Raw genomic sequence first — 16,856 nt, forward strand, 5'->3', positions numbered from 1 at the left:
CGCATCACGGGTCTCCTTCCGGGTTTTGTCGGTGCCTGCCGGTACCGTGGTCGCGTCGTTACTGAGCGTGGGAGGTGGGTGTGCGCAGGTCGTTCAAGTTCCTGCTGCGCCCCACCAGCAGGCAGGCCGCCGCGCTCGCCGCTTGCCTGGAGGATCACCGAACCCTGTACAACGCCGCGTTGGAGCACCGGCGCACCGCCTACGCCAGGGCCGGGGTGAGTGTCCGCTACGGCGATCAGCCGGCGGAGTTGAAGCACATCCGCGCCGACGATGGAGAGGGTCAGGGCCGGTGGTCGTTCTCTTCCCAGCAGGCCACGCTGCGACGGCTGGACAGGGCGTTCCGGGCGTTCTTCGACCGGGTCGAAGCCGGGCGCACGCCGGGGTTCCCGCGTTTCAAGGGGCGGGGCTGGTTCGACACGGTGCAGTGGCCGAAGGACGGCGACGGTTGCCGGTGGGATTCCCAGCCCGAGCATCCGGCCGCCACGTTCGTGCGCCTTCAGGGCGTCGGCCACGTCCGGGTGCACCAGCACCGGGCCGTGAAGGGCCGGGTGAAGACGATCGGCGTCAAGCGTGAAGGCCGCCGCTGGTACGTGGTGCTGTCGTGCGACGACGTGCCCGCGCAGCCGCTGCCCGCCACGGGCGTGGTCGCCGGGATCGACCTGGGTGTCGCCTCGCTGGTCACGACCAGCGACGGCCACCACATCGACAACCAGCGGCACCTGGCCGCCTGCGCCGGCCGTCTCGCATCGGCCCAGCGCGATCTCGCCAGGACCAAGCGCGGGTCCAAGCGTCGGCGTAAGGCGGTGGCCCGGGTCGCCGCGCTGCACGCCAAGGTCCGGCGGCAGCGGCTCGACCACGCGCACAAGGCCGCCTTGGCCCTGGTCGGCGGCTACGACGTGATCGTGCACGAGGACCTGCGGATCACCCACATGACCCGTTCGGCGTCCGGCACGATCGACGCCCCCGGCCGCAACGTCGCCGCCAAGGCCGGGCTCAACCGTTCGATTCTCGATGCGGGTTGGGGGGTGTTCCTGACGATCCTCGCGCACAAGGCTGAAAGCGCCGGTCGAGAGCTGATCGCAGTCGATCCCCGCAACACCTCCCGCACCTGCGCCCGCTGCGGGCACGTGGCGAAGGACAACCGTCTCACCCAGGCCGAGTTCGCCTGCACGGCGTGCGGGCACACCGCGCACGCCGACGTGAACGCGGCGACCAACATCCTGAGGGCAGGGCTTGCCCTTCGCCAGGCTGCCCAAGCGGCTTAGCGAGAAGCCGCTCCCTTCAGGGAGCGGAGGAGTCACCTGCGGGGACGACGGCTGTACGAGACGACGCCGTCCTGGGAGACCGCCGACCAGAACCCGTCGCTCGACTACTCGACGCTCGAATTCGCCGCGCTAGTTCTCGGCCGTGCCGGTTCTGCGGCCAATGGACTCCTGGTAGATGTCCGCGTACGTGCGAGAGTCCTTGATCAGGTCGTCGCAGAAGGCGGCGACGTCGTCGCCGATGAGTTCCAGGACTTTCCTGTCGGCCGCGACTCCTTCCTCGAAGAAGTCGAGGATCCCTGGAAGCAGGCGCCCGTCGAGCAGGTCGATCGGTCCGACCTTGAAGAGGTATCTCTGGATCTCCTTGTAGACGACCTGGTAGTCGGGCGGGAGCGCCTTGACCCGCGCCATGTGCGCCCGCCACTGCTGCTTGCCTTCGATGATGTCCCGGATGCCCATGTCAGTCTCCCAGCCGGCCCAGTTTCCGTGCGACGTTCCTGTTCAACTGTTCGCGCCACCGGTCACGATGGTTCCGGGCCCCTGCTCCGCCGGCCAGCGCCGTACAGAAGCCCGCGATGTCGTCACCCAGCACGTCGTGGATGCTCTGCCCGTCGGCCGCCGTCTCTTCGAGCAGCCCAAGAGCGTTGTCGAGAATCGGCGTCAGGTTTCGACCGGTGAAGTCCGAGTAGAGAGAAAGATGGCCCTTGATCTCTTCCCATGCCGCCCGGTACTCGGCCGGCAACGCCTCGGCCCGGGCTTCGAAGGCCTTCCATTCCCTGGTGAGATCGCTGCCGGTCACGGTCTCCCAGAAGTTCATCTCCCGCCCTCCTTGAGCTTGTCGATCCGTGAGGTGATGTACTCCCATTTGGCCCAGAACGTTGCGAGTTCTTTTCGCCCCGCGTCGTTGAGCGTGTAGAACTTCCGCGGCGGACCCAGTCCGGACGGTCGTTTCGTCGCCTGGACCAGCCCGTTCTTCTCCAGTCGCAACAGGATGGTGTAGACGGTCCCCTCGACGACGTCGGCGAAGCCGAGTTCGTTCAGCCGACGGGTGATGGCGTACCCGTAGGTCTCCTCGCTGCCGATGATCTCCAGCACGCAGCCTTCGAGCGTGCCCTTCAGCATCTCTGTCAGGTCGTCCATCGCGGGTCCTCTTCGGCGCCAGTGGTACTCGGTAGTACCGAGTACCACTATACAGTACCACGGAGTAGTGGAGTGCGGCCACCTGGGGTCGGCCTACATGAGCCCAAACCCACATTGAGATGATCTTGAAAGGTTGAGCGGCAGACGTTCACGCTGGTCGAGGTCGTGTGCTGCCACGGATAATGCTCTGATATCTGTGCTATCAGAGAGCGCGACCTGCGGTGGCATCTTCCGTCCGTGACGTGAAGCGGTCCTGTTATCCGTGGCAAGGAGGAAGCGGTGGCCACCGTCGGCCATCCTGGTCGCCTCCCAGGCGGAAATCCCGATCACCGCGGAGTGGGGCGACGGGATGGTCGCCGGCAAAGGCACCCGCCCTCCCAGACCGCTGGTCTTCCTGGCACGGCACCTGCCCGCCTTCAAGAAGCTCCCCTCCAAACTGATCGCCTACGGTCCGCGTCCCGAGCACGCCCCCGACTTCGCCCGCAGGACCGCATAAGACGAGGCGAGATTCTCGAAGAAGGTGACTCCTCCGCTCCCTGAAGGGAGCGGCTTCTCGCTAAGCCGCTTGCGTGGCCTGGCGAAGGGCAAGCCCTGCCCTCAGGATGTTGATCGCCGCGTTCACGTCGGCGTGCGCGGTGTGCCCGCACGCCGTGCAGGCGAACGCGGCTTGGGTGAGGCGGTTGTCCTTGGCGCAGTGCCCGCATCGCGAGCAGGTGCGGGAGGTGTTGCGGGGATCGACTGCGATCAGCTCTCGACCGGCGCTTTCAGCCTTGTGCGCGAGGATCGTCAGGAACACCCCCCAACCCGCGTCCAGGATGCTTCGGTTGAGCCCGGACTTGGCGGCGACGTTACGGCCGGGCGCCTCGATCGTGCCGGACGCCGAACGGGTCATGTTCGCGATCCGCAGGTCCTCGTGCACGATCACGTCGCAGCCGCCGACCAGCGCCAAGGCGGCCTTGTGCGCGCGGTCCACCCGCTGGCGGCGGACCTTGGCGTGCAGCGCCGCCACCCGGGCCACGGCCTTACGGCGGCGCTTGGACCCGCGCTTGGTCCGGGCGAGATCGCGCTGGGCCGATGCGAGACGGCCGGCGCAGGCGGCCAGGTGCCGCCGGTTGTCGATGTGGTGGCCGTCGCTGGTCGTGACCAGCGAGGCGACACCCAGGTCGATCCCGACGACCACGCCCGTGGCGGGCAGGAGCTGCGCGGGCACCTCGTCGCACGACAGCACCACGTACCAGCGGCGGCCTTCACGCTTGACGCCGATCGTCTTCACCCGGCCCTTCACGGCCCGGTGCCGGTGCACCCGCACATGCCCGATGCCGAGAAGGTAGACCCGTGTCACCGGATCATGCGGCTGGGAGTCCCAGGTCGCGCCGTTCCTGGCCGCGGGCCACTCGACCGTGTCGAACCAGCCCCGGCCCTTGAACCGCGGGTAGCCGGGCTTCGCCCCCTTCTTGATCCGGCGGAAGAACGCGGCGAACGCCTTGTCCAGACGGCGAAGAGTCTGCTGCTGCGAGCCCGCCGACCAGCGGCCCTGCCCATCCAGATCGTCGGCGCGGATGTGCTTCAACTCAGCCGACTGATCTCCGTAGCGGATCGTGACACCCGCCTTGGCGTAGGCGGTGCGCCGGTGCTCCAACGCCGCGTTGTACAGCTGCCGGTGATCCTCCAGGCAAGCGGCGAGCGCGGCGGCCTGCCTGCTGGTGGGGCGCAGCAGGAACTTGAACGACCTGCGCACACCCACCTCCCACGCTCGGTAACGACGCGACCACGGTACCGGCAGGCACCGACAAAACCCGGAAGGAGACCTGTGATGCGCAGACCTGGCGGGTCAGGGCACGCTCGGGCCCTGGTGGCCCTCCCGCTCCCGATTCCCCCGGCGGCTAAAGCCGCCGGTCCCCTCGGGAGACTCTGATGGCGGAGAGGATGTCGAGAACGGTCAAGCGGCTCCGTCCCAGGCGGCAGAGGCGGTCGCCGTGGCCGTACAGACGAAGGAGATCCAGCATGACGATCAAGCGCATGGACAACATCGGCATAGTCGTCGACGACCTCGACGCGGTGGTCGCGTTCTTCATCGAGCTCGGCATGGAGCTGGAGGGAAAGATGCTGATCGAGGGTGCTTGGGCGGCGCGGATCGTCGGGTTCGACGACCAACGGGTCGACGTGGCGATGCTGCGATGCCCGGGCGGGCGCGGCCGGGTCGAGCTGATGAAGTACCACCTGCCGGAGGCGATCAGCGGCGTGCCGGAGGATGCTCCGGCGAACACGCTGGGCATTCGCCGGATCATGTTCGCGGTCGACGACATCGACGACGTCATCGACCGCGTGCGCGCCCACGGCGCCGAACTCGTCGGTGAGGTGGTGCAGTACGAAGACAGCTACCGGCTCTGTTACCTCCGCGGCCCCGAGGGGATCGTCGTCGCACTGGCCGAGGAACTCGGCTGAGCCGGCGCAAGATCGACCCCACCCCGTAAGGAGAATCACCGTGACTCCTCCGCTCCCTGAAGGGAGCGGCTTCTCGCTAAGCCGCTTGGGCAGCCTGGCGAAGGGCAAGCCCTGCCCTGAGGATGTTGGTCGCCGCGTTCACGTCGGCGTGCGCGGTGTGCCCGCACGCCGTGCAGGCGAACGCGGCCTGGGTGAGACGGTTGTCCTTCGCCACGTGCCCGCAGCGGGCGCAGGTGCGGGAGGTGTTGCGGGGATCGACTGCGATCAGCTCTCGACCGGCGCTTTCAGCCTTGTGCGCGAGGATCGTCAGGAACACCCCCCAACCCGCGTCCAGGATGCTCCGGTTGAGCCCGGACTTGGCGGCGACGTTACGGCCGGGCGCGTCGATCGTGCCGGACGCCGAACGGGTCATGTGGGTGATCCGCAGGTCCTCGTGCACGATCACGTCGTAGCCGCCGACCAGGGCGAGCGCGGCCTTGTGCGCGTGGTCGAGGCGCTGCCGCCGCACCTTGGCGTGCAGCGCCGCCACCCGGGCCACGGCCTTGCGACGACGCTTGGAGCCCCGCTTCTTGCGGGCGAGGTCGCGCTGCGCCGTCGCGAGACGATCGGCGGTCGCGGCGAGGTGACGCGGGTTGGCCAGATGCTCGCCGCCGCTGGTGGTGACCAGCGAGGCGACGCCCATGTCGATCCCCGCGACCACACCCGTGGCGGGCAGCGGCTGCGCGGGCACGTCATCGCACGACAGCACCACGTACCAGCGCGAGCCCTCGCGCTTGACGCTGATTGTCTTCACCCGGCCCTTCACGGCCCGGTGCTGGTGCACCCGGACGTGGCCGACGCCCTGCAGGCGCACGAACGTGGCGGCCGGATGCTCGGGTTGGGAATCCCACCGGCAGCCGTCGCCGTCCTTCGGCCACTGCACCGTGTCGAACCAGCCCCGCCCCTTGAAACGCGGGAACCCCGGCGCGCGCCCGGCTTCGACCCGGTCGAAGAACGCCCGGAACGCCTTGTCCAGCCGGCGCAGCGTGGCCTGCTGCGAAGAGAACGACCACCGGCCCTGACCCTCCCGATCGTCGGCGCGGATGTGCTTCAACTCCGCCGACTGATCGCCGTACCGAACCGCGACACCCGCCTTGGCGTAGGCGGTCCGCCGGTGCTCCAACGCGGCGTTGTACAACTGCCGGTGATCCTCCAGGCAAGCGGCCAGCGCGGCGGCCTGCCTGCTGGTGGGACGCAGCAGGAACTTGAACGACCTGCGCACACCCACCTCCCACGCTCAGTAACGACGCGACCACGGTACCGGCAGCCACCGACCAAAACCGGAAGGAGACCCGTGATGCGCAGACCCGGCAGGTCACGGCACGCCCGGGCCTTGACGGCCCTCCCGCTCCCGATTCCCCCGACGGCTGAAGCCGCCGGTCCCCTCGGGAGGCTCTGATGGCCAAGTACCTGCTGCTCAAGCACTACCGCGGCGCGCCGTCGGCGATCAACGACGTGCCGATGGACAAGTGGACGCCGGAGGAGATCTCAGCCCACCTCCAGTACATGCGTGACTTCGCCGCTCGCCTCGAAGGCACCGGCGAGTTCGTCGACAGCCAGGCGCTCTCGCCGGAGGGCATGTTCGTCCGCTACGACGGCGAGGGGCGGCCGCCGCTCACCGACGGACGGTTCGCCGAGACCAAGGACCTGATCGCCGGCTGGATGGTGATCGACGTCGAGACCTACGAGCGCGCGATCGAGCTGGCCGGCGAGCTGTCCGCGGCTCCGGGCGCGGGCGGGAAGCCGATCCACGAGTGGCTCGAGGTGCGCCCGTTCTACGGCGAGCGGCCCACGGTGACCGAGTGAAGGAGTCGCTGCTGCGGGAGCTGGTGCCCGCGGTGATCGGTGTTCTCGTCCGTCGCGGAGCTGACTTCGAGGCGGCCGAGGACGCCGTGCAGGAGGCCTTGGTCGAGGCGGTGCGGGCTTGGGCGGACGGCCCGCCGCGAGACCCCCAGGCCTGGCTGATCACCGTGGCCTGGCGGAAGTTCCTCGACGCCGCCCGCGCCGACACCTCCCGCCGGCACCGCGAGGTACGGCCGAGGGTGAGCCGGAGCCCGTCCCGGGCGAGGCGGTGGACGACACGCTCCAGCTGTACTTCCTGTGCACGCACCCCTCCCTGACCCCGGCTTCGGCCGTCGCGCTCACGCTGCGGGCAGTCGGTGGCCTGACCACGCGTCAGATCGCGCAGGCCTACCCCGTCCCGGAGGCGACCATGGCCCAGCGGATCAGCAGGGCCAAACGCGCGGTCTCCGACGTTCGGCTCAACCAATCGGGTGATCTCGCCACCGTGCTCCGCGTGCTCTACCTGGTCTTCAACGAGGGCTACTCCGGCGACGTCGACCTGGCCGGCGAGGCGATCCGGCTCACTCGCCAGCTGGCGGCCAAGACCCACCACGAGGAGGTCGCGGGCCTGCTCGCGCTCATGTTGCTCCACCACGCGCGGCGCCGGGCGCGGACCGGCCCCGACGGCAGCCTCGTTCCTCTCGCCCAGCCGGACCGCAGCCTATGGAACACCCGCCTGATCACCAAGGGCGTCGACGTGCTCCAGGCGACCCTGGCCCGCGACCGCCTGGGCGAGTTCCAGGCCCAGGCGGGCCATCGCCGCGCTGTACGCCGACGCCCAGACGACCGAGGAGACTGACTGGGTCCAGATCGTCAAGTGGTACGACGAGCTGGTGCGTCTCACCAGCAGCCCGACGGCCCGCCTCAACCGGGCCGTCGCGGTCGGCGAGGCCGACGGCCCGCGGGCGGGCCTGGCCGCCTTGGACGGGCTCGATCCCGCGCTGCCTCGCTTCGCCGCCGTCGCGGCGTACCTGCACGAGCGTGGCGGTGACCCGGTGACCGCAGTACGGCTGTACGCCGAGGCCGCCCGATCGGCGCCCAGCCTCGCCGAACGCGACCACCTCACGCGGCGGGCCGCCCGGCTCAACACGCAACTGCGCAGGTGAGACGGCGACTGGCTGGAGAGACCCGCGGCACCCATAAATCGGTTCGGCATTTGTGTGGTTCTGGGCTAGTCTGCGCCCATCTTGCAGGGGGATATCGACAAGATTGCTGATGAGACCGGCTTCTCCGGGGTGGCCTGGATCGACCGGGCGGGTGCCGGTTCCTCAGCCAGGGAGATCTCGTGCGCGGTGATACCCTCGATGTGCCGGGCGGCCTCGTCCGGACCCATGTTCGACCCGCACATGTTCGACCCGCACGCGAACGTGGTCAGCACATGGCGTTCCTGCGGCTTGGTCAGCTTGCTGTCGTGGCCGGAAACCGGCCCGAAGCGGCGATGCCAGCCCAGCCAGTACGCGGTGCGCGAAACGATCTCGATCAGTGTGCGCTCGGGCATTCGCGCCTCGATCTCCGCCGCCAGCTTGGTCGCGCTGGCCGGCAAGCCCGCCTGCTCGCAGAAGGCGGCCAGCAGGGGCTGGCACTCATCGAAGCTCAGCAAACACCCGGTAGGCGGTCCGCTCGACCGACGTCACCGCACACGCCTCCCGGCTCGCCCCGCCCGCTACCGAGTCAGCCGCGTCATCCGCCGGACGACGTCCCGTGCCGCCTCTCGTGACCGGCGGCCAAGGCCGCAGGCCGCGGCGACGCCGAGCGACTGACCCTCCGGCAGGTGCCTGCGCACCAGCGCGAGAACGGCCTGCTGGTCCTCCATGCGTTGCGCTTCGTGGACCATGCCGGCGATGTAGCGCGTGCCTGACGGCAACCGCAGGTCGCCGAGGTCCGCGTACATGGCCTCGTCGCGGCGGGGGACGGACCTCCCCGCCGCGATCGGTTCGTGCACGAAGTCGAGGTGGCGGCCGGCCGGCCAGTTCTCCGCCACCGCGTTCGCGAACTCGACCGAGGCCCGCCGCGTCGCCGGCTGGGTGCGCGCCTCGTTGCCGAGGTCGCCGACGCACAGGTGGATGCCGAAACGTGATCCCTCCGGCGCGCGTGCCACCAGGTCGACGAGCCGCATCGCCAGGCCGCGACGGTAGGCCGGATCGTCCACGGCCAGCGCGAGGCTCAGGCCGGCAGGCGTCTCCAGCTGGTAGACGACGTCCCCGCCGTACGGCGCCCCGTGGATGGCTTCGATCTGCTCGACGGTCGCGCGGACGAAGGCTTCGATCGCGTCCTCACGCATGCCGCGTTCGGGGCCGAGCGTGAACAGCGCCATGTCGAAGCCGGTCGGAATGCCGACCTGGTACCTCAGGTCCGGCCGGCCCGCGGCACGGCGGGCGGCGTCGAACGTCTCCCAGGACGCGTCGGCCCACTCGTGATACCGGAGTCCGATGTCCTCCGGCAAAAGCTCGCGCCCCGGCGCGACCGCGAAGGCGGGGCAGCGGGTGTAGTCCGACCAGTCCCCGTCCTCGACCAGGACGAAGGCCGGGTTCCGGCGATAGGACTCGATCTGGTCGACGACCCAGTCCTTCCGGTCGGTCTCGCCGTCGGTCAGGGCGTAGAGGTTGCTCTTCGTCTCGTCGGTCAACATGTCGCGCAGCGCCTCACGCGCGGAGTTGGCCGGATAACTGCCGACAAAATGGATGGTGGTTGGCCTGTCCGTAATTGTCACCGTACGCACTGTACATAACACACGCACCCCCTGTCACCTAGTCACCACCTACAGTGGTCGGCCGGTCGGCTCCGGACGCCCCGCCGGTGCCCCGCCTGCGTGACTGGGCCGGAAAGCCGACAGCGTCGCCACCCGCCCACCGCCGCCCCCATGAGCGCGGCGTCGCGAAGCTGATCAGAAGAGTCCGGACTCGATGACGATCAGGCTGCCGATGACGACGAGGACGACGGGGACGAGCCATCGGCCGGAGCGTTCGACGACCTGAATGATCTTCGGATGGGAGCCGAGCCAGGAGCCGGCCAGGCACCACAGGGCGACCCCCGCGGCGAACACGCCGATGGTGAGCATCGTGGGCGCCACCCCCAGGGCGCGGAACACCGGGGTGTAGACGGAGACGTTGTCGGCGCCGTTGGCGATCGTCACCCCGGCGACGGCGGCCGCCCCGGAGGCGACGGCCGGCACGGCGGCTTCGTCGTCCTGGCCGGCACGGAGGTGGAGTGTCCGCGTGGCTTGCCCTACTCTGGGCGTGGCGAGGGGAGTACTTCCCAAGTGCCGCTCCGGTCAGTACGGACGTACCGAGCGTCCCCGGACGGCCGCCCGTTACCCCCGGGTGAAGGAGACCTCGAACGGCTGAACGCGTTCGAGGAGGTTTCATGTCCCTGGGGACAGTTCTGGCTGCGTCCGGTCCGGACAGCATCGCATCGGCCGGCCTGTGGTCGGTCACCGTCGCCGCCCTGCTCCTGCTGCTGGCGATCGACATCGTGCTGACCCGGCGCCCGCACGAGGTGCACATGCGCGAGGCGGTGGCGTGGTCGGTGTTCTACCTGGTGCTGCCGGTGGGATTCGGCGCGTACCTGTGGGGGGCGTTCGGCGGCACGGCGGCGGTGGAGTTCTTCACCGGTTACGTGGTGGAGAAATCGCTGTCGGTGGACAACCTCTTCGTGTTCATGCTGCTGCTGGCGGCGTTCGCGGTGCCGGCCGAGCTGGCGCAGCGGGTGCTGCTGTACGGGATCATCGGGGCGCTCGTGCTCCGGGTGGTGTTCATCGCGCTCGGGGCGGCGGCGCTGCAGAGCGGGACGTGGGCTTTCCTGCTGTTCGGGGCCGTCCTCATCGTGACGGCGGGCAAGGTGCTGAGGGAGGCGGTGAAGGGCGGCGAGCAGGAGGTCGACATCGACTCCATGCGCAGCGTCCGGCTGCTGCGCCGCTTCGTCCCGGTGACCCCCGACTACCGGGGTTTCCGGCTGGTGGTGCGGGAGGGCGGCCGGTTGGCCGTCACGCCGCTGGCGCTGGCCACCGTGGCGGTGTTCGCCACCGACATCGTCTTCGCCGTCGACTCGGTGCCCGCCGTGTACGGGGTGACCGAGGACCCGTTCCTCGTCTTCGCCACCAACGCCTTCGCGCTGCTGGGGCTGCGCGCGCTCTACTTCGTGCTGAAGGGGGCGCTGGCCAGGATGCGGCACCTCAACCACGGCCTGGCCGTCATCCTGGCGTTCATCGGCGTCAAGCTGATCCTGCACTGGGCGCACGGGCTGTGGGCCTGGGTGCCGGAGATCCCCACGCTCGCCTCGCTCGGCGTGATCATCGCGGTGCTGGTCACCGTCACACTCACCAGCCTGCGCGCCGAACGCCGGCTGCCGCGATGAGCGCGGCCCCCCGCGCCGTCAGCGGGGGGCGTACGGGCCGGCAGGGCCCGCGCGATCAACATCTACCTGGCAGCCAGCCTGCTGCCGTCCGCGGTTGCCGACCTGGGCGGCGCCAGCTTCTACGCCTGAAACATGACGGTCTACCTCGTCGCCATGGTGGTCGCCACGGCGCTCACGGGCCGGCTCCTGGCCCGGTGGGGGAACGTCGGCGCCTACCTGCTCGGCTTCGCCACCTTCACGGCCGGCTCGCTGCTCTGCGCGGTGAGTCCGGCGATGGCGGTGCTGCTGGCCGCCCGCGGCGTCCAGGGGCTCGGCGCCGGACTGCTGTCGGGGCTGGGGTTCGCCGTCGTCCGGTCGGCGCTGCCGCCCCGGTTCTGGACGCGCGGCGCCGCGCTGATGTCGGCGATGTACGGCGTCGGCAACTTCGCCGGTCCGGCGGTCGGCGGCCTGTTCGCGCAGGTGGGCTCGTGGCGGCTGGCGTTCGCGGTGATGGCGGTGATCTCGGCGGTGTGCGGGGCGATCGTGCCGCGCATGCTTCCGCGCGATGACGGCGGTGACCGCGGTGACCAGGGTGAGCGCGGCGGCGGCACCCGACCGCCGGTCCCGGCCAGGTCCCTGCTGCTCGTCACGGCCGCCGCCGGGGCGGTGAGCGTGGCGGGTGTGCTGCCGGGCACGCTGCCGAAGGTCGCCGGCATCGCGGTCGCGTTGCTGCTGCTGGCCGCTTGCGCCGCCCACGAGCGGCGGAGCCCGCTGCGGATCTTCCCGCGCACGACCTACCGGAGCGGCTCGTCCTTGAAGTGGGTACCTGACGCTCGGGCTGCTGTCCTTCGGTGTCGCCGTCGAGTCGTTCCTGCCGCTGTTCGGCCAGCGGCTGGGCGGCCTGCCGCCGCTCGCGGCGGGGTTCCTCGCCGCGGCCACCTCACTCGGCTGGTCGGTCACCCAGATCGGCACCTCGTCGGTGTCGGGAGAACGTGCGGTACGCCGGCTGCGCACGCTCGGCCCGGCGCTGCTCGCCCTCGGCCTCGTCGTCCAAGGACTGCTGCAGCGGGAGGACGCGCCGGGCTGGCTGGTCGCCGGTTGGGTGCCGGTGCTGGTGGTGGCGGGTGCGGGCATCGGGCTGGCCTACCCGCACCTGTCGGTGGCCGCGATGTCCAGCACGCGCGATCCGGAGGGGGGACGGCGGGCGGCGGCGGGGATCGCCACCGTGACGAGCCTGTCGATCGCCTTCGGCACGGCGGTGGCGGGGGTTCTGGTCGACCTGGGCGGCGGGTCGATGCTCGACTCGGCGCGGTACGTGCTGTTCGAATTCGCGTCATCTGCGCGGGCGGCACCTTCACCGCACGCGCCGCGAACCGGACGAGCCGGACGGAAACCGGTGACCCGGTCCGGCTCGCCCAGGGTCGGTGACCGGCCGCACCAGGCGCGGGGCGTCCTCAGGGAGCTGAGGCGGCGGGCCGGCGGGCCCGGCGCCCGTCGAGCAGGAAGAGCGTCGCCGGGACGAGTGCCAGGAAGAAGCCGAACGCCGGGAAGATCACGTAGGCGCCGAAGCCGGCCCACGCCAGCAGACCCCACCCGACGTAGGAGGGGAGCGGGCGGCCCTCGCGGGCACGTCCCACGGACAGCAGGCCGAGCAGGATCAGCGGGATCGTGAAGCTGCCGGGCATGGCCCAGAAGGCCAGCTTGGACTCCAGCATCCCCGGTGATCCCAGCCCTCCGTGGAGCGTCCCGGCGAGCCAGCCCGCCCAGTACTGCCAGGTCATCGTGGCGGTGATGGCGCTGTGTCCGAGGCCGATCGCGACGCAGCTCCAGCCGCCCCACGTGGTCAGCGTCGCGCGCCTGGCGCCGGTCGGGTTCACGTTCGTCTCCTTGGCTGTGGGGGGTGGGTGTCCTGGTGCCTCACGTGTGGTCCCTTCCTGCGTCCCATTCGGCCATCAGGGTCAGCAGGGTGAGTTGGTTCAGCTCAGGTGTGTTGACGGGGTCGAGCTCGCGGTAGCGGCGGTGGATGTTGGCCACGACCCGTTCGGCGTCCAGCCAGGTGGCGTACTCGCCGAGCTCGACCCGCTTGACCGCCTCGGCGAAGGGCAGGCCGGCGGCGTGGGCGGCGTCAGCCTGCTCGACCACGTGGGTGAGGTAGCCGCGCACCGCCCGGATCCCGTCCGGGTCGGTGACCGGGCCGTGGCCGGGGACGATCGTGCCGGCGCCGGTGGCGATCATCCGGTCGCAGGCGGCGATCCAGTTGCCGATCGGGCCGCTCCACACGATCGGCGTGCAGCCGACGAACAGCAGGTCGCCCGCGAAGAGCACGCCCGCGTCCGGCACGTGCACGACCGAGTCGGCACCGGTGTGCGCGGGGCCGAGGTTCGTCACCCGCACCTCGCGGCCGCCGATGTCGAGGGTCAGCTCCCCGCGGTAGGTGCGGTCGGGCAACCGCAGGCGGATGCCGCTGAAGTCGAAGCCGCCGAAGCGTTCGCGGAAGTAGGGGGTCGCCGGGCCGAGGTCCAGCACCTGGGTGGCGGTCAGCATCTCCGGCGGCATCTCGTGCCGCATGTCGGTGCAGGTGGCCTCGGCGGCGATGAGCTGGACGCGCTCGTCCAGCAGTTGGTTGCCATGGGTGTGGTCGCCGTCCGAGTGGGTGATGACGGCGTGGGTCAGCGGGTGCCGATCGGTGATGCCGCGCACGGCGTCGAGCATCTCGGCCGTCAGCGGCAGGTCGAACAGGGTGTCGACCAGGAGGGACGCGCCCTCGCCGCTGATCAGTCCCGCGTTGCTCCGGCCGTACCCGCCGTCGGGCAGCAGCCAGGCCCACACGCCGGCGCCGACCTCGTGCAGCGCGCGCGTGTAGGGCAGCCTCGACGGGGCGCGGTTGACGCGCGGGCGTGGCGGCCGCCTGTCACGGTTGTGCCGGGGTGCCAGCGGATACGGCGCGGCGGACGCGCGGACGGTCTGCCGGGTACGGCCCAGCCCCTCGACCGTCAGCTCGACGACGTCGCCGTCACGCAACCAGCCGGGGAAGGCGGCGGGATCGGCCGGCGACAGGTGCTCGATCAGGCAGCAGCCGGGCACCGTGCCCGAGCCGAACACGTCGCCGGGCATCAGATCCACGCCGCGCGAGGCGTAGGAGATGACCTCGCCGAAGGTCCAGTCCATGGCGTCGGTGCGGCCCGAGCCGATGGTCGTTCCGTTGACCTTGGCCTCGGCCCGCAGGGCGAGCCGACCGTCGTGGCGGTAGGGGTCGAGCTCGTCCGGGGTGACCAGGAACGGGCCGAGCGTGGTGGCGCCGTCCTTGCCCTTGCCCTGGCCGATCGCGAGCGGCGTCTCGCGCAGCTGCAGGTCCCGGGCCGACCAGTCGTTGTAGACGGTGTAGCCGGCGATGTGCTCCTCCGCCTGCTCCGGCGTCAGATCCCGGCCGCCCCGGCCGATGACCGCGGCGATCTCCAGCTCGAAGTCGAACCAGGTGCTGCCGGGCGAGATCGTCACCTCGTCGTGCGGGCCGACGATCGTCGAGGGGCAGGCGAAGTAGAAGGCCGGGATCTCGTACCAGGCGTCCTTGAGCGTGCGCGGCTGACCGGTCACCTGCTGGCAGTTGCGCATGTGGTCCAGGAAGCACAGGCAGTCGCGGATCGAGGGCGGGCGGGGGATCGGCGCGCGCAGCCTGGCCTCGGCCAGCGGAACGGTCCGCGCCGCCGACGCCAGGGCCGCCTCTCCCGCCGCCCGCAGCCCTTCCGCGCCCCGGCCGACGAGCTCGATCAGGCTGGCGCCCGGTGCGGCGGGGTGGATGCGGTCCTCGCCGTCGATCACTCCGGCGCGGTCCCCGCTGTCTGTCGCATAGGTCACCCAGCGCATGCGCAACCTCCTCATTTCTATGTTGGCCAGCATAGGCTATATCCATCAACCGTTGATATGCCTTCTGGCCTAGGAGAAACGCGCACGTCCGTCGATCCCGCACTCGGCGGCACCGCTTCGCCGGGCCCCCTCCCGAGGGGCCCTCCGCTGCCGAAGCTGATGATCGCGGCGTGGACGCTGCTGGACGGCGGCGGGGAACTGGTGGGGAACAAGACGGGCGCGACTCGGCTGGGCTTCAGTGCTCGGAGGACCCGCGACCCTGATTAAGGGAGGACTCGGTAGCGAAGATGAGCCTCACTCGCGAAGGCTGATGTATCGAGGCGCTCAAGCTCGATGTGCCGCCCGAGGTCTGCGAACAGCGAGATGCCGTCGCCGAGCAGGACCGGCGCAACGTCCAGGTGGAGCTCGTCGACGAGACCGAGCCGCAGGCACTGTCGTGAGATGGTTCCTCCGAGCAGGCTGACCCAGCCGTCCCCGGCCGCTTGCGTGGCCAGCCTGACGGCCTCGTTGATGTCGTCGACGACGAAGTTGTACGTGGTGCCGTCGCGCTCGATCGGCTCATGGGCGCTGTGGGTCATCAGGTAGACCGGGACCTTCAGCATGCCGCCATACGGCATCTCGCCGTCCTCGATGGTCTGGGTCTTGTTCGCGCCGCCGACCACCGCGCCGACCACCGCGCCGATCCGGCTCATCACCGTCTCGACGACTGCGTCATCCTCGGGAGCGGAGGGTCGGCCGAACATCCAGTCGACCCCGCCGTCCTCCTTTGCCATGAACCCGTCAAGAGTGATGGTCGCGTGAACGATCACGGTAGCCATAAGCCGTTCCTAGCTCCAAGAGGTGAGTCGATTGACTCGCCTCTATTAACCTAATCGTGTTCGTGATGGTGAGTCAAGGAACTCGCCTCGATGAGATACTGAACGGATGACACGTGGACGCTCCTCGTACCACCGTGCGGTGGCCGCGACCAATCGCGAGGCGATCCTCGGCGCCGCCGCGCAGCTCTTCCTGGAGTACGGGTACGACCGCACGCCACTGGCACGTGTCGCCGAGCGCGCAGGGGTGTCCAAGGCGACGCTCTTCAAGCAGTTTCCGACCAAGGCCGAGCTCTTCGAGGCAACGGTGCTCGCGGCAGGCGGATCGCCGGCTCCGGAACCGGTCGAGATCCCGACCGGCGACCTCTACGCGGGCTTGGTGGTGCTGGGTCGCGCGTATTCGGAACTGTTGACTCGTCCTCGCATGGTCGCCCTGATGCGAACCGTGATCGCCGAATCGCACCACTTCCCCGAACTGCGCGAGCGCACCTTCGACTTCGGCACGCTGCCCGTGCTGCAGGCGCTGGGGCGCTATCTCCGGGAGGCACACGCCGCAGGAAGCGCCGACATCGATGATCCGGATCTGGCATCCGCACAGTTCCTCGGCATGATCGCGTCCGCGATCTTCTGGCCGCGCCTCACGCACGGTACGTGGTCGATCACCGAGGAAGAGCAGTCGCGAGCGGTCGACGAAGCAGCCCGAACGATCGCCGCGCGCTTCGCAACTCCCTGACTGATCACCCGCGTCCGGGGCAGCCACCCGGCCGCATACGCCGTTACCTGCGAAAACCCTTCGGCGAGACACATTCGAACGGAAAGCCACGGCAAGCCGCTCGACTCCGCGCCGCTCCGGCGGCTGCGCTCCAACTCCCACAAGAACCGCATCTACAAGGCCTTCCGTGAGGTGGGGCGCAGCGTACGTACCGTCGCCCTGCTGCGGTATCTGGCCGATCCGGCGTTGCGGGCGCGGGTCACCGCAGCGACCAACAAGGTCGAGTTCTACAACGGGTTCTCCAAGTGGCTCGGCTTCGGCGGGGTGCCGGCCGACAACGACCCAGAAGAGCCAGAGAAGCTGATCAATCAACACCCTGCTGGCCAACCTGGTCGTCTTCCATAA

Annotated in this window: 19 protein-coding genes and 1 pseudogene; 9 read left to right on the forward strand and 11 right to left on the reverse strand. The window is 69.9% G+C overall.

Going from position 1 to position 16,856, the window contains the following annotated elements; translation table 11 throughout:
- Positions 1 to 80 precede the first annotated feature (80 nt).
- Positions 81 to 1,265: an RNA-guided endonuclease InsQ/TnpB family protein gene (locus ACGF0J_RS08380; RefSeq protein WP_393143324.1), complete on the forward strand. Its 1,185-nt coding sequence runs from the start codon at positions 81 to 83 to the stop codon at positions 1,263 to 1,265.
- A 129-nt stretch (positions 1,266 to 1,394) separates the two neighbouring features.
- Here ACGF0J_RS08380 and ACGF0J_RS08385 read toward each other — a convergent pair whose 3' ends face one another.
- The 3 genes from ACGF0J_RS08385 to ACGF0J_RS08395 are packed head-to-tail and all read right to left on the reverse strand — an operon-like array spanning position 1,395 to position 2,402.
- Positions 1,395 to 1,721 carry a DUF1048 domain-containing protein gene (locus ACGF0J_RS08385; protein ID WP_393143326.1) on the reverse strand — a complete coding sequence of 109 codons (327 nt, stop codon included), beginning with the start codon at positions 1,719 to 1,721 and terminating at the stop codon, positions 1,395 to 1,397.
- A 1-nt stretch (position 1,722) separates the two neighbouring features.
- Complete coding sequence (locus ACGF0J_RS08390) at positions 1,723 to 2,079, reverse strand: DUF1048 domain-containing protein (protein ID WP_393143328.1); 357 nt, start codon at positions 2,077 to 2,079, stop codon at positions 1,723 to 1,725.
- On the reverse strand, positions 2,076 to 2,402 hold the full coding sequence (locus ACGF0J_RS08395) for a PadR family transcriptional regulator (protein WP_393143330.1): 327 nt from the start codon (positions 2,400 to 2,402) through the stop codon (positions 2,076 to 2,078). The genes ACGF0J_RS08390 and ACGF0J_RS08395 overlap by 4 nt, the downstream gene beginning before the upstream one ends.
- A gap of 262 nt (positions 2,403 to 2,664) precedes the next feature.
- Between ACGF0J_RS08395 and ACGF0J_RS08400 the strand changes: the two genes are divergently transcribed.
- Positions 2,665 to 2,898 (forward strand): hypothetical protein, encoded by a 234-nt coding sequence (locus ACGF0J_RS08400; RefSeq protein ID WP_393143332.1) that lies wholly within the window; start codon positions 2,665 to 2,667, stop codon positions 2,896 to 2,898.
- Positions 2,899 to 2,958: 60 nt separating this feature from the next.
- On the opposite strand, the gene ACGF0J_RS08405 is transcribed toward ACGF0J_RS08400, so the two are convergent.
- Positions 2,959 to 4,140 (reverse strand): RNA-guided endonuclease InsQ/TnpB family protein, encoded by a 1,182-nt coding sequence (locus tag ACGF0J_RS08405; protein ID WP_393143334.1) that lies wholly within the window; start codon positions 4,138 to 4,140, stop codon positions 2,959 to 2,961.
- Positions 4,141 to 4,421: 281 nt separating this feature from the next.
- On the opposite strand from ACGF0J_RS08405, the gene ACGF0J_RS08410 reads away from it, so the two are divergent.
- Positions 4,422 to 4,847 carry a VOC family protein gene (locus tag ACGF0J_RS08410; RefSeq protein WP_393143336.1) on the forward strand — a complete coding sequence of 142 codons (426 nt, stop codon included), beginning with the start codon at positions 4,422 to 4,424 and terminating at the stop codon, positions 4,845 to 4,847.
- Positions 4,848 to 4,923: 76 nt separating this feature from the next.
- On the opposite strand, the gene ACGF0J_RS08415 is transcribed toward ACGF0J_RS08410, so the two are convergent.
- On the reverse strand, positions 4,924 to 6,108 hold the full coding sequence (locus ACGF0J_RS08415; protein WP_393143338.1) for an RNA-guided endonuclease InsQ/TnpB family protein: 1,185 nt from the start codon (positions 6,106 to 6,108) through the stop codon (positions 4,924 to 4,926).
- A gap of 176 nt (positions 6,109 to 6,284) precedes the next feature.
- On the opposite strand from ACGF0J_RS08415, the gene ACGF0J_RS08420 reads away from it, so the two are divergent.
- Entirely contained in the window at positions 6,285 to 6,692 is a 408-nt protein-coding gene (locus tag ACGF0J_RS08420) for a YciI family protein (protein WP_393143340.1), read from the forward strand.
- A pseudogene (locus ACGF0J_RS08425) lies at positions 6,689 to 7,834 on the forward strand (RNA polymerase sigma factor). The gene ACGF0J_RS08420 and the pseudogene ACGF0J_RS08425 overlap by 4 nt, the downstream one beginning before the upstream one ends.
- Before the next feature lie 65 nt (positions 7,835 to 7,899).
- Here ACGF0J_RS08425 and ACGF0J_RS08430 read toward each other — a convergent pair.
- The 3 genes from ACGF0J_RS08430 to ACGF0J_RS08440 form a co-directional block, all read right to left on the reverse strand.
- Positions 7,900 to 8,328 carry a Tn3 family transposase gene (locus ACGF0J_RS08430; protein WP_393143342.1) on the reverse strand — a complete coding sequence of 143 codons (429 nt, stop codon included), beginning with the start codon at positions 8,326 to 8,328 and terminating at the stop codon, positions 7,900 to 7,902.
- A gap of 63 nt (positions 8,329 to 8,391) precedes the next feature.
- Complete coding sequence (locus ACGF0J_RS08435; RefSeq protein ID WP_393143344.1) at positions 8,392 to 9,465, reverse strand: hypothetical protein; 1,074 nt, start codon at positions 9,463 to 9,465, stop codon at positions 8,392 to 8,394.
- Positions 9,466 to 9,612: 147 nt separating this feature from the next.
- Positions 9,613 to 9,900 carry a cadmium resistance transporter gene (locus ACGF0J_RS08440; RefSeq protein ID WP_393143346.1) on the reverse strand — a complete coding sequence of 96 codons (288 nt, stop codon included), beginning with the start codon at positions 9,898 to 9,900 and terminating at the stop codon, positions 9,613 to 9,615.
- 191 nt (positions 9,901 to 10,091) lie between these two features.
- Here ACGF0J_RS08440 and ACGF0J_RS08445 point away from each other — a divergent pair, with 191 nt between their 5' ends.
- Together ACGF0J_RS08445 and ACGF0J_RS08450 are read left to right on the forward strand one after the other, a co-directional pair.
- Complete coding sequence (locus ACGF0J_RS08445) at positions 10,092 to 11,081, forward strand: TerC/Alx family metal homeostasis membrane protein (protein ID WP_393143348.1); 990 nt, start codon at positions 10,092 to 10,094, stop codon at positions 11,079 to 11,081.
- Between the two features lie 153 nt (positions 11,082 to 11,234).
- Positions 11,235 to 12,488 (forward strand): MFS transporter, encoded by a 1,254-nt coding sequence (locus tag ACGF0J_RS08450; RefSeq protein ID WP_393143906.1) that lies wholly within the window; start codon positions 11,235 to 11,237, stop codon positions 12,486 to 12,488.
- A 26-nt stretch (positions 12,489 to 12,514) separates the two neighbouring features.
- Here the strand turns inward: ACGF0J_RS08450 and ACGF0J_RS08455 are convergent, their stop codons facing one another.
- The 3 genes from ACGF0J_RS08455 to ACGF0J_RS08465 form a co-directional block, all read right to left on the reverse strand.
- Entirely contained in the window at positions 12,515 to 12,937 is a 423-nt protein-coding gene (locus ACGF0J_RS08455) for a DUF6463 family protein (protein ID WP_393143350.1), read from the reverse strand.
- A gap of 40 nt (positions 12,938 to 12,977) precedes the next feature.
- Entirely contained in the window at positions 12,978 to 14,924 is a 1,947-nt protein-coding gene (locus tag ACGF0J_RS08460) for a fumarylacetoacetate hydrolase family protein (RefSeq protein WP_393143352.1), read from the reverse strand.
- Positions 14,925 to 15,187: 263 nt separating this feature from the next.
- Positions 15,188 to 15,742, reverse strand: a complete 555-nt coding sequence (locus ACGF0J_RS08465) for a dihydrofolate reductase family protein (RefSeq protein WP_393143354.1) — start codon at positions 15,740 to 15,742, stop codon at positions 15,188 to 15,190.
- A 139-nt stretch (positions 15,743 to 15,881) separates the two neighbouring features.
- Between ACGF0J_RS08465 and ACGF0J_RS08470 the strand changes: the two genes are divergently transcribed.
- Positions 15,882 to 16,472, forward strand: a complete 591-nt coding sequence (locus ACGF0J_RS08470; protein ID WP_393143357.1) for a TetR/AcrR family transcriptional regulator — start codon at positions 15,882 to 15,884, stop codon at positions 16,470 to 16,472.
- 150 nt (positions 16,473 to 16,622) lie between these two features.
- Positions 16,623 to 16,856 carry a Tn3 family transposase gene (locus ACGF0J_RS08475; protein WP_393143908.1) on the forward strand — a complete coding sequence of 78 codons (234 nt, stop codon included), beginning with the start codon at positions 16,623 to 16,625 and terminating at the stop codon, positions 16,854 to 16,856.

The sequence above is a fragment of the Nonomuraea sp. NPDC047897 genome, assembly GCF_043204415.1.
Classification (GTDB): domain Bacteria; phylum Actinomycetota; class Actinomycetes; order Streptosporangiales; family Streptosporangiaceae; genus Nonomuraea.